The 11,905-nt window shown below is 63.6% G+C and carries 11 protein-coding genes; 4 read left to right on the forward strand and 7 right to left on the reverse strand.

Features of this window, described 5'->3' with window-relative positions; all coding sequences use genetic code 11:
• The 5 genes from sufU to sufB are packed head-to-tail and all read right to left on the reverse strand — an operon-like array spanning position 1 to position 5,298.
• Complete coding sequence (gene sufU / locus AC3WLT_RS09380; RefSeq protein ID WP_492591603.1) at positions 1–453, reverse strand: Fe-S cluster assembly sulfur transfer protein SufU; 453 nt, start codon at positions 451–453, stop codon at positions 1–3.
• Positions 450–1,703, reverse strand: coding sequence for a SufS family cysteine desulfurase (locus tag AC3WLT_RS09385; protein ID WP_492591604.1), 1,254 nt, complete (start codon positions 1,701–1,703; stop codon positions 450–452). Before AC3WLT_RS09385 ends, sufU begins: the two co-directional genes overlap by 4 nt.
• Complete coding sequence (sufD, locus tag AC3WLT_RS09390; protein WP_492591605.1) at positions 1,700–3,043, reverse strand: Fe-S cluster assembly protein SufD; 1,344 nt, start codon at positions 3,041–3,043, stop codon at positions 1,700–1,702. Before sufD ends, AC3WLT_RS09385 begins: the two co-directional genes overlap by 4 nt.
• Entirely contained in the window at positions 3,040–3,822 is a 783-nt protein-coding gene (gene sufC / locus AC3WLT_RS09395; protein ID WP_492591606.1) for a Fe-S cluster assembly ATPase SufC, read from the reverse strand. The genes sufD and sufC overlap by 4 nt, the downstream gene beginning before the upstream one ends.
• Before the next feature lie 27 nt (positions 3,823–3,849).
• Positions 3,850–5,298, reverse strand: coding sequence for a Fe-S cluster assembly protein SufB (gene sufB, locus AC3WLT_RS09400; RefSeq protein WP_492591607.1), 1,449 nt, complete (start codon positions 5,296–5,298; stop codon positions 3,850–3,852).
• A 529-nt stretch (positions 5,299–5,827) separates the two neighbouring features.
• On the opposite strand from sufB, the gene AC3WLT_RS09405 reads away from it, so the two are divergent.
• Positions 5,828–6,070, forward strand: coding sequence for a hypothetical protein (locus AC3WLT_RS09405; RefSeq protein ID WP_492591608.1), 243 nt, complete (start codon positions 5,828–5,830; stop codon positions 6,068–6,070).
• Positions 6,071–6,187: 117 nt separating this feature from the next.
• On the opposite strand, the gene AC3WLT_RS09410 is transcribed toward AC3WLT_RS09405, so the two are convergent.
• Both AC3WLT_RS09410 and AC3WLT_RS09415 read right to left on the reverse strand, forming a co-directional pair.
• A complete protein-coding gene (locus AC3WLT_RS09410; RefSeq protein ID WP_492591609.1) occupies positions 6,188–6,391 on the reverse strand; it encodes a hypothetical protein in 204 nt (67 codons plus the stop codon).
• A gap of 375 nt (positions 6,392–6,766) precedes the next feature.
• Positions 6,767–7,279 carry a response regulator gene (locus tag AC3WLT_RS09415; RefSeq protein ID WP_492591610.1) on the reverse strand — a complete coding sequence of 171 codons (513 nt, stop codon included), beginning with the start codon at positions 7,277–7,279 and terminating at the stop codon, positions 6,767–6,769.
• Positions 7,280–7,636: 357 nt separating this feature from the next.
• Between AC3WLT_RS09415 and AC3WLT_RS09420 the strand changes: the two genes are divergently transcribed.
• The 3 genes from AC3WLT_RS09420 (at position 7,637) to AC3WLT_RS09430 (ending at position 11,872) form a co-directional block, all read left to right on the forward strand.
• A complete protein-coding gene (locus AC3WLT_RS09420; protein WP_492591611.1) occupies positions 7,637–9,181 on the forward strand; it encodes a hybrid sensor histidine kinase/response regulator in 1,545 nt (514 codons plus the stop codon).
• A 241-nt stretch (positions 9,182–9,422) separates the two neighbouring features.
• Positions 9,423–10,643 (forward strand): MFS transporter, encoded by a 1,221-nt coding sequence (locus AC3WLT_RS09425; protein ID WP_492591612.1) that lies wholly within the window; start codon positions 9,423–9,425, stop codon positions 10,641–10,643.
• A gap of 362 nt (positions 10,644–11,005) precedes the next feature.
• Entirely contained in the window at positions 11,006–11,872 is an 867-nt protein-coding gene (locus tag AC3WLT_RS09430) for a TetR/AcrR family transcriptional regulator (protein ID WP_492591613.1), read from the forward strand.
• Positions 11,873–11,905 lie beyond the last annotated feature (33 nt).

The following is an 11,905-nucleotide window of genomic DNA, read 5'->3' on the forward strand; positions in this document are numbered from 1 at the left end:
CTACTCCGTGGATACCGTACTGTTCTCGCCTTGCAGCGCGGCACGCAGCGTATGCCACGCGAGCGTCGCGCATTTCACCCGCGCGGGAAATTCACGCACGCCGGACAGCACCGCGAGCTTGCCCAGATCCGGCACCGGCGCCGATACCGGAGCGCTTGCCGTCACCATGTCGCGAAAGCGCCCGAACAGCGCTTGCGCCTCGGCTTCCGTCTTGCCCTTCAGCGCTTCGGTCATCAGCGATGCCGATGCGGTGGCGATCGCACATCCCGAGCCCTCGAAGCTCGCCTCCTTGACGATACCGTCCTCGATCCTCAGATACAGCGTCACCTTGTCACCGCACAACGGGTTGTAACCCTCCGCCGTGCGGTTGGCGCCGGCCAGCACGCCGCGATTGCGCGGCTGCCGGTAGTGATCGAAGATGACCTCCTGATAGAGCTCGCTCAGATCGTTCATCGTCCGAATACCTCCCCGACGTGGCCGAGTCCTTCAATCAGCGCGTCGATATCTTCACGCGTGTTGTAGAGGCCCAATGACGCGCGCACGGTCGCCGGCACGCCGAAACGCTGCATCACCGGCATCGCGCAGTGGTGGCCCGCCCGCACGGCCACGCCGTGACGATCGAGAATCGTGCCGACGTCGTGCGGATGCACGCCGTCGAGCACGAACGACAGGATGCTCGCCTTGTCGGCCGCGGTGCCGATCAAGCGCAAGCCCTGAACAGCCCGCAGTGCTTCGGTCGCGTAGGCGAGTATGCCGGCCTCGTGCGCGGCGATGACTTCCATGCCGATCGCGTCGACGTAATCGAGGGCCGCGCCGAGCGCAATCGCGCCGGCGATATTCGGCGTGCCGGCCTCGAACTTCCACGGAATTGCGTTGTACTCCGTCTTTTCGAACGTCACCGAGCGGATCATGTCGCCGCCGCCCTGCCATGGCGGCATCGCGTCGAGCAGCTCAGCCTTGGCGTACAGCACGCCGATTCCGGTCGGCCCGTACACCTTGTGCCCGGAAAACGCGTAGAAATCGCAATCGAGCGCGCGCACGTCGACGGGCAGATGCGAGATCGCCTGCGCGCCGTCCAGCAGCACCGGCACGCCCTTCGCGTGCGCGGCGGCAACGATGTGCTCCACCGGATTGATGCTGCCGAGCGCATTGGCCAGATGCGTGATCGCAACTAGCCGGGTACGCTCGCCGAGCAGGCTTTCGTATGCGTCGACATCGAGCGCGCCCGTATCGTCGATTGGTACGACTTTCAGCACCGCGCCGGTCTGCTGGCAGACGAGCTGCCACGGCACGATGTTCGAATGATGCTCCATCGCGCTGATCAGGATTTCGTCGCCGGGCGCGAGCCGCGGCCGCGCGTAGCTCTGCGCGACCAGATTGATCGCTTCGGTCGTCCCGCGCACGAACACGATCTCCTCCGGGCGCCGCGCATGGATGAAGCGGGCGATTTTCGCGCGTGCCGCTTCGTAGGCATCGGTCGCGCGCAGCGACAGCAGATGCACGCCGCGATGCACATTGGCGTTGCCATGACGGTAAAAAGCGTTTTCCGCGTAGATGACCGAAGCGGGCTTTTGCGTCGTGGCGCCGTTGTCGAGATAGACCAGCGGCTGGCCGTGCACGCGTTCGCCCAGAATCGGAAAGTCAGCCCGCCAGTGCGCGACATTGCGGGGATCCGGCGCCCGCATGGATTCGATCGGCTTCATAGCAACTCCCTGATGCGCGCCCCTTCCGGGGTATGCGCGAGCAGCACGTCTTCGAGCCGGCCGCGCAGCGAATCGATACGCACACGCTCGACGACGTCGCGCGCAAATGCGTAGGTCAGCAGCGAGCGCGCCATGCGCTCTTCGACGCCGCGCGCGCGCAGATAGAACAGCTGATCCTCGTCCAGCTGGCCGACCGTCGCGCCGTGCGTGCATTTCACGTCGTCGGCGTAGATCTCGAGCTGCGGCTTGGTGTCGATTTCAGCGTCGCGCGACAGCAGCAGGTTGTGATTCGACTGATGCGTGTCGGTTTTCTGCGCATCGGGATGCACGATGATGCGCCCGTTGAACACGCCGTGCGCGGCGCCGTCGAGCACGCCGCGGTAGTACTCGCGGCTCGTGCCATGCACGTCGGCGTGGTCGATGCGCGTGTGGTGATCGACGTGCTGCCGCCCGCCGACGAAATACAGACCGTTCAGCGTGGCGTGCGCGTTCGCGGCGTTCAGGCTCGTGCCGATGCCTGTACGCGACAGCGCGCCGCCGAACGCGAACGCGTGCGAGGTAAAACGGCTGGCGCGCTGCTGGGCCGCGACCACCGACGCGATATGAAACGCCTTCGGACCTTCCTGCTGCAACCGGTAGTGCTGCACATCCGCCTCTTCGTCCGCGACGATGCGGGTGACCGCATTGGTCCAATAGTCCTCATCGCTCAGTCCGACGAAATGTTCGACGATTGTGCAGCCCGAACGCGCGCCTGCCAGCACGATGTTGAAAGGCTGCACGGCCAGACCCGACTCGTCGCTCAGGAACAGCATGTGCAGCGGCTGATCGACGACCTCGCCGGGCGGCAGCACGACCGCGAAGCCGTCCGCCATGAACGCCGTATTCAACGCCGCAAAGCCGTCGGCATAGGTCTTCGCCGCGATGGTGGGTTCGAGCCGTTGCGGCATTTCCCGCAACGCCCGCGCGAGCGAGCCCACGAATACGCCGTGCGGCAAGCCGTTCAGTTTCGACAGCCGCGGCACGTGGCGTCCATCGACGAAGACCAGCCGGTAACCAGCCTGATCCAGCGCGAGTTCATCGACGCTGCGGCGCATCTCGCTATCGTAGATGCGGGCCGCACTGCCGGAACGCTGCGGCGCGAAATGCCACGCATGCTTGCCGATCGCCGACACGTCCGTGTATTTCCAGTCCTCCTGACGCGTGGTCGGCAAGCCGAGCGCGTCGAACTGGTCGAAGGCGCTGTTGCGCGCGACACGCAGCCACCGCAACTCGGCGCCGGGCAAGGTTCTGGCGACGTGTCTGAAAGCGTCATGGAAAGGATCGAGCGACTTGTCTTTCATCGATGCCCCGCACTTGCGCGAGCGGCCGGATGCGCCACCTCATTCTCGATCCAGCCATAGCCCTTGCGCTCCAGTTCCTCGGCCAGCTCCCGCGGCCCCGATTTCACGATGCGGCCGTTCGCCAGCACGTGCACGCGGTCCGGCACGACGTAATCCAGCAGCCGCTGATAGTGCGTCACCAGCACGATCGCCCGTTCGGGCGCGCGCATGCTGTTGACACCGCGCGCGACGATCTGCAAGGCGTCGATATCGAGTCCGGAATCCGTTTCGTCGAGAATCGCGAGCCGGGGTTCCAGCACCGCCATCTGCAATATCTCGTTGCGCTTCTTCTCGCCGCCGGAGAATCCTTCATTGATCGCGCGGTACAACAGCGTCTCGTCCATCTGCATCAGCGTCATTCTTTCCTTGATCAGTTGCAGGAACTCGATCGCGTCGAGTTCGGGCTCGCCGCGATGCCGGCGCTGCGCGTTCAACGCGGCCTTCAGCAGATAAATATTGCTGACGCCGGGTATCTCCACGGGATACTGGAACGCGAGAAAGAGTCCCTCGCGCGCGCGTTCTTCAGGCGCGAGCGCCAGCAGATCGCGTCCGAGATACGACACCGCGCCGCCCGTGACGGCCAGGTCCTCGCGCCCCGCCAGCACATGCGCGAGCGTGCTCTTGCCCGAGCCGTTCGGGCCCATGATCGCGTGCACCTCGCCGGCCTTCACGCTCAGATCGATGCCGCGCAGAATCTGCTTGCCGCCGACTTCGACTTGCAGGTTGCTGATCTCAAGCATGGTTCGTCTACCTCACGAATATCGTGGTTATCCCACGCTGCCTTCCAGACTGACGCCGAGCAGCTTCTGCGCCTCGACCGCGAATTCCATCGGCAGCTCCTTGAACACTTCCTTGCAGAAACCGTTGACGATCATCGACACCGCGTCTTCAGGAGACAGTCCGCGCTGCCGGCAATAGAACAACTGGTCTTCGCCGATGCGCGAGGTCGAGGCTTCGTGCTCGACCCTGGCGGTCGGGTTTTTGACTTCGATATACGGAAACGTATGGGCGCTGCAGTGCGCGCCGAGCAACAGCGAATCGCACTGCGTGTAGTTGCGTGCGCCCTCCGCCGCGCGGCCGACCTTCACGAGCCCGCGATACGCGTTCTTGCCGTGGCCCGCCGAAATGCCCTTCGACAGGATCGTGCTGCGCGTATTGCGGCCGAGGTGAATCATCTTCGTGCCGGTGTCGGCCTGCTGATAGTGATTGGTCAGCGCGACCGAATAGAACTCGCCGACCGCGTTATCGCCTCGCAGAATCACGCTGGGGTACTTCCACGTGATCGCCGAACCGGTTTCCACCTGCGTCCACGAAATCTTCGAATTCGCCTCGCGGCAGTCGCCGCGCTTGGTCACGAAGTTGTAGATGCCGCCCTTGCCCGCGGCATCGCCCGGATACCAGTTCTGCACAGTCGAATAGCGGATCTGCGCGCCTTCCAGCGCGATCAGTTCGACCACCGCGGCATGCAGCTGATTTTCGTCGCGCATCGGCGCCGTGCAGCCTTCCAGATAGCTCACATACGCGCCTTTGTCCGCGATGATCAGCGTGCGCTCGAACTGGCCGGTGTTTTGTGCGTTGATGCGGAAGTAGGTCGACAACTCCATCGGGCAGCGCACGCCCGGCGGGATGTAGCAGAACGAGCCGTCGCTGAACACAGCGGAATTCAGCGCGGCGAAGAAATTGTCGGTGTGCGGCACGACCGAGCCGAGATACTCCCGCACCAGCTCGGGGTGGTGCTGCACGGCATCCGAGAACGAACAGAAGATGATGCCGAGTTCCGCGAGCTTTTCGCGAAACGTCGTGGCCACCGAAACGCTGTCGAAGACGGCGTCCACCGCCACGCCCGCGAGGAGTTCGCGCTCTGCCAGCGGCACGCCCAGCTTCTCGTAAGTACGCAGCAGTTCCGGATCGACTTCGTCGAGACTCTTCGGACGATTCCTCTGCGCCATCGGCGCGGAATAATAGACGATGCGCTGATAGTCGATCGGCGGATGCTGGATCGTCGCCCAACGCGGCTCGGTCATGGTGAGCCAGTGCCGATAGGCTGTGAGCCGCCATTCGAGCATGAACTCAGGCTCGTCTTTCTTCGCGGAAATGAGCCGGATCACGTCCTCGCTCAATCCGCACGGCAACGCGTCGGCCAGCAGCTCGGTCACGAAACCATGCGGGTATTCGCGACCGATCAGCTCGTCGAAACTGCTCGTGGAGACGCTCATGCATCACCTCCGTCAATCGTTCCTTCAATGTTCCTTCAGTCGCCTCGTCGATCGCGCGCGCCGCACACGCCGCCTGCCGGATGCGGAGGCCGGGCAGCGTGCTGCATTCGGTCATACCCGATGGGGCCAATGGGTCCAATGGGGCCGTCGACGGCGGCGCTCACCAGGACCTGCGGATGGCGAACTGGCCGGCCGGTGCCGGTTCCGCCTGTCGTCCAGACAGGAAGTGCCGCCGTCGAGCCCGCGGTTTCTTTTCTTTTTCAGCCAGCGGTGCTGCCGCGAATCAGTGGCGACTCATCCTCAGTCTATGCCCATATGCATAACCCTGGCGACGCGCGGGTCTTGTGTGCGCGAGAGTTCGGGACGCACGCCTTCTGCACGGCAAGGCGTGCCGTCGAGTGCGGGAAGCGTTACGATCAAAAGCGCAGGTCGAGGTCCTGGAAGCGCGGACTTTTTGCAGTCGAAGCGCGCGTGGCGCGCGTGCTGCTTCCGGGTTCGGAATGAAGGCGTATCGCAGAGGGAGGTCACCATGCAACACGGAAACGCTATTGAATATGGCGGCTGCCTCATTCATCCGATTGTGACCGCCGCGAAGGGTGGACGATTTTCCGCCGCCGCGACGATCGTCGATCGGGACGGAGAAGAGCGCTCGGTCGGCGTCGACGGTGATTTCGGACAGGCACAGGAGGCAATGGACCAGGCGATCGAACTGGCGATCGCCTGGATTCACCGGCGACGCGTGGTTTCCGACCACTACGTACGTGGAGGATAACCGGCTGGACGGCAGACCGTGCCTGGCGAGCCGGCCCGCGACGGTTGCCCGCCGCGGGCCGCTCCTCGCCCTCCTCGATCCTCGTGCATGCCGGCAGCCGGCGAAACGCCAGGCGGGCTACTGGCTCGCGCCTGACGCGGCCTTACTCATGCCTCCCGCGGCGGCTGCGCCACTCGCGGCAGAAGGTCCGCTCATTGCGCCGGCGCTATCCGCACCCGTAGCGGCGCCGCTGCTGGTGTCGGCGCGCTTGCAGCCCGCCGCTCCCGCCGTCAGCAGCGCGATTGCCGCGATCACCATGATGTTTCTGAAGTTCGATTTCATCGCAAACTCTCCTGCATGGTTTGCCTCTACACCGGGCGAGAAACCTCGCGTTCGCCGTCGGCCAACGCGCGAAGCCTCTTAAAAGCGACGACGCAATCAGCATGCCAACGCAGACACCGCGGAAATGCGGCTCTTCACGCGGTGCCGTGCACAAATTGCAATGAAGTGTAAAAACTCGCGGCATACGTGCCGCTTTCATCACAGGAAGTCCGACCGCCGCGCGGGCCTTCGCCTATTCCTCTGCAGAAACCGCGCAGGGCCCCGATCACGGTTCCGAAACATATTGCGTTTGGTATTGCGTTTCGCGGTTTCCATCGCGGCGCGGCGATCGGTCTGTCGATCCGCACACCTGAGCGTTCACCACTCGCGTGTCCTTCATGGCGCGTCCGGTTGAGGTTTGTCGAGAAGGTTATGAATAGTCCCGATCAGTCGCGCGATCGGGGCAGGCTTGAGCAAAAGCACGTCCCATAGCGGCTCAGCCGGATGGGGCGGCAGCGCGGCCGACAGCATGATCACCGGAATGCCGGCCGTCGCGACGTCGCCCTTCAATCGCCGGCACAGTTCGACGCCATCGACGCGCGGCATCATCCAGTCGGTCACGATGAGACTCGGACTCTCGATCGCAGCGACGGCCTGGGCCGCTTCGCCATCGCGCGCAGTCAGCACACGATATCCCTCGCGTTCCACCAGTAATTGGAGCGGACGTAGAATATTCGGATCGTCATCAACTAGAAGTACCGTCGCCAATTCAGGTGCCGCGCATACGTCGAAGGAGGAGCAGATTATCGGCGCAACAAGCGTACCCGAAGGGCATGTCCGGCCTCGCGGGCGACCGCATTGCCGTCTCGCATTGCCGCCTCGCCTTGCCGCCGCACATTGCCGCCTCACATTGCCGCCTCACATTGCCGCCTCGCCTTGCAGGCGGTTTATGCCGCGCGGACGACAAGCGCGGACTACAATTCAGTCTGCACGCCGTCCCTTGCGCGTGCATCCCGACACCAATTACGCCTTGGAGGCCATATGGCCGGACCGTCTGCGCAATCCGCAGCGGACCGCGCGCGGCGCGCGGGCACCCTGGTCACACCAGCGCTTGGCGCGCGCTCACATCGACCACCCGACTTCGCTGCCGAAAGCGAATCGATGCATCGTCTGGCACGAGCGCTGACCTCCTCGGACGGCGCCATGCTGCAAACGCTTTCCGACATGGCGCTCGATCTATGCGAGGCGGGCAGCGCGGGCATCGGCTTGCTGGAACGCGACACGAACGGCGCGCCGGTCTTCAGATGGGTCGCCGTGTCGGGCAAGTGCGTTGCCGCCATCAACACCACCGCGCCCGTTGAAGACAGTCCGAACGGCGTGACGATCGAACTGGCTGCCGGGCAGCTGTTCTCGTTTCCGCAACGCCACTTTGAATGCCTGAAACACGTTACGCCCGAGGTTATCGAACAACTGGTCGTGCCGATTCCAGGCGAACCCGAGCCATGGGGCACGGTGTGGGTGATGTCGCACGACAAGGCGCATCTGTTTGACTCCGAGGACCTCAGGATCCTGACCAGTCTGGCGAACTTCACCTGCGCGGCGCTCTCCATGACCCGGGCGAAAGCCGACGCGGAAGCCCGCGCGGCCGAAGCGGAGGCAGCAAGGAATGCGCTGGCGCTGGTCGAAGCACGCAAGGACGACTTCATTGCGACCCTGAGTCATGAACTGCGCAATCCCATTGCCCCGATTGACAGCGCCCTGAAGGCGGCGCGCAAGCTGGCTACCGACAATCCCGCCGTGTTGTCCGCATTGGGCATCGCCGATCGGCAGATGCGGATACTGAAACGGCTCGTCAGCGACCTGCTCGACGCTTCCCGGATCAGGCACGGCAAACTTTCCGTGCGTCCGTCATACGGATTGCTCCAGGACATCGTGGCGGACGCGGTAACGGCACTGAAGGCCGACGTCAACAACGGCGGGCACCGGCTGCATGTCACCGTTCCGCCGTATCCGGTGACCGTTCACGCGGACCCTGCCCGCCTCACACAGGTCGTGTCGAATCTGCTGTTGAATGCGGTGAAATACACGCCGCCTGACGGCGAGATTACTTTGCTGGTAGAGGCGCCGGACCTCGGCGACGGGTCGATACACGATGCCTCGCCCCACACCGCGCTCATCAAGGTGAAGGACAGCGGCGCGGGCATTTCAGCTTCACTGCTGCCGCACGTCTTCGACATGTTTGCCCAGTCGCCTTCTGCACGCCGGCACGCGGAAGGCGGGCTCGGAATTGGACTCGCCGTCGTGAAGCATCTGGTGGCAGCTCACAACGGCACCGTCACGATTGCGAGCGCCGGTGAAGGCCAGGGGACGGAAGTCAGCCTGCAACTCCCCATTGTCTGCGCCAGCACGGGCGAAGCGGCCATGACCGCGTGGCACACGATGGCGCCGATGCGCATCCTCCTCGTGGACGACAGCGCGGACACCACGGAGGCACTGGGCACGTTGCTGGAACTGGATGGGCACGAAGTCAGGCCGGCACAGAGCGGACCCGACGCGCTGCGGATCGTGGAGTCATTTACCCCGGACGTTGCCCTGATCGATATCACGATGCCCGGCATGGACGGCTTCGAGCTGGCGCAGCTGCTTCGCCTGCGCGCACAGTGCTCCCAGACGAAGCTGGTGGCGCTGACGGGCTATACCCATGACTCCAGCCACCACGAGGCAGGCGTTGGCGTATTTGACTGCCACCTCACCAAGCCGCTGTCGCTCGACGACCTCGCAGATGCGCTCTTGCGCCTCGAGCACCCATGAGGCATGCGGCCAACGGCGGATGACCGCCGCAAAAATACAATAATTACATTTTCCAGACATCCGGCATGCATAAAGATTCGGGACGCAATTCGCTCCAGGTACTAATACGTATAAACGCCGGATCATTCATGCAAGCGCTTAACGCTCGGCGTACACTCGCTCGAAGCCGCAGGCTGCGGGGCGTGCGGGGCCGCGCAGGCGCCCGTCGTCAGGGGTTAATGGAGACTCTGGAGAACAATCAATGAACTGGACCCGGGAACAGAGAAACGTCACGATCGCCGCCTATCTGGGCTGGACACTCGACGCATTCGATTTCTTTCTAATGGTCTTCGTATTGAAAGATATTGCGGCGGAGTTCAATACGAAAATCCCGGCAGTAGCCTACGGCATTATGCTGACCCTGATGATGCGTCCGCTCGGCGCATTGATTTTCGGCTGGCTCGCCGACAAGTTCGGCCGCCGCCCCACGCTGATGGTCAACATCGCGTGCTTCTCGTTGCTGGAATTGCTGTCCGGCTTTTCGCCGAATCTGACCACCCTGCTCGTGCTGCGCGCGCTGTTCGGCATCGCGATGGGCGGCGAATGGGGCGTCGGCGGCGCGCTGACGATGGAAACCGTGCCGCCGAAGTCGCGCGGCGCCGTGTCGGGCCTGTTGCAGGCCGGCTATCCGAGCGGCTATCTGCTCGCGTCGATCGTGTTCGGCGTGTTCTATCAATACATCGGCTGGCGCGGCATGTTCTTCGTCGGCGTGCTGCCGGCGCTGCTCGTGCTGTACATACGCGCACACGTGCCGGAGTCGCCGGCGTTCAAAACGCTCGAAAAGAAAGCGCACATGGGTCTCGTCGCCACGTTGAAGCAGCATATCGGGCTGTCGCTGTACGCGATCGTTCTGATGACCGCGTTCAACTTCTTTTCGCACGGCTCGCAGGATCTGTATCCGACCTTCCTGCGCGTTCAGCATCAGTTCGACGCGCATACGGTGTCCTGGATCACGATCACGCTGAACATCGGCGCGATTGTCGGCGGTCTGTTCTTCGGTGCTCTGTCGGAGAAGATCGGCCGCAAGCGCGCAATCTTTATCGCCGCGCTGATCGCGCTGCCGGTGCTGCCGCTGTGGGCGTTCTCGACCACGCCTGTGCTGCTCGCGGCCGGCGCCTTCCTGATGCAGATTTCGGTGCAAGGCGCGTGGGGAGTGATTCCGGTGCATCTGAACGAAATCTCGCCCGATGAAATTCGCGCGACCTTCCCCGGCCTCGTGTATCAGCTCGGCAATCTGATCGCGTCCGTCAACGGCCCGCTGCAGGCGAGCGCCGCCGAAGCGCACGGCAACAACTACGCGCTGGTGATGGCCGTCGTGATCGGCATCGTGGTGATCGTGATCGCCGCGCTGATTCCGTTCAGCCGCGAGCGCCGCGGCATCGACATGACCCAGTCCGCGAAAGAGGTGGCGGCACAGATTTAAGCGTTCGAACCAAACAGCTATTTCCCCGGCCCGTTATCGGGCACAATAGACGCCAAGGCGGCTCGAACCGCCACGCAGCAAAAGAACCAACGCAGGGCCAAATCAGGGTAACAAGCCCAGGGTAACAAGCCATACGAGGCCGTTCCGATTTCGATCGGAACGGCCTTTTTTATTGCCGCGCGCCTTGACGTGTCGCGCGGGTTCGCAGCCCCACTCTCGTCAGGTCTTCTAGAGGAGTTAATCGACAATGAACCCTTGATCGCCAAGTTCATCCTTCCTTATCCTGAAAAAAAACGGCTGTTCCAAATACTCATTTGAATCGCTTGTTTGCGGCCGGACGCCCGGCAACTGGGAGACGCAACATGGCAGTTCGCACAACAGGCCGGCATGCCGGCGACACGAAGTCCCGCATCCTCGACGCGGCGGAAACGCTGTTCATCGAATGCGGCTATGAGGCCATGTCGCTGCGCCAGATCACTTCGCGTGCCGAAGTGAATCTCGCGGCGGTCAACTATCACTTTGGCAGCAAGGAATCGCTGATTCACTCGATGCTGTCGCGCCGGCTCGACCAGCTCAATCATGAGCGGCTCAAGCTGCTCGACCGCTTCGACTACATGCTCGGCCCGCGCTTGACCTGCGAGCACGTGCTCGGCGCGATGTTTATTCCGGCGCTACGGCTTTCGCGCGATCCGCGCATCGGCGGCAAGGCGTTCCTGCGGCTGCTCGGGCGCGCTTATACCGATCCGTCAGCCTTCATTCGCGACTTCCTGAATGCGCATTACGAATCGGTGGCCATGCGCTTCTTCGATGCGTTCCAGCGCGCGCTGCCGCATCTGCCGCGTGAAGAACTCGGCTGGCGTCTGCACTTCGCGATCGGCGCGCTGTCGGGCGTGCTGGCCGGCACCGATACCGACAGCCTGATTTCGGAGTTCTCGCAGGGCAGGTCGATGAACGATCTGCAACTGATCGCACGTCTCGCTTCGCTGATGGTGGCCGCGCTCAAAGCGCCGCTGCCCGACGGCAGCCAGCTGGCCACGTTCGCCGCCGTGCTGGGCGACGCCACCGACGGCGGCGAGCAAGGCCAGACGGCCTGCGCCAACCCGGCGGCGGCTACCGCGCGGCGGGCTTCGAGCGGATCGGCGGCGGCCTCGCCCGCGCCGGACGGTGAGCGCCCGGGCGGCAGCGTCGAGGCGAGTTCGTTTCATCATGCGCTGCACGGCACGGCTTGAGCGCAGCCTGCCGGGCGGCGCCGTCATGGGCCG

It is taken from the genome of Paraburkholderia sp. FW306-2-2C-D06C (genome assembly GCF_058781505.1).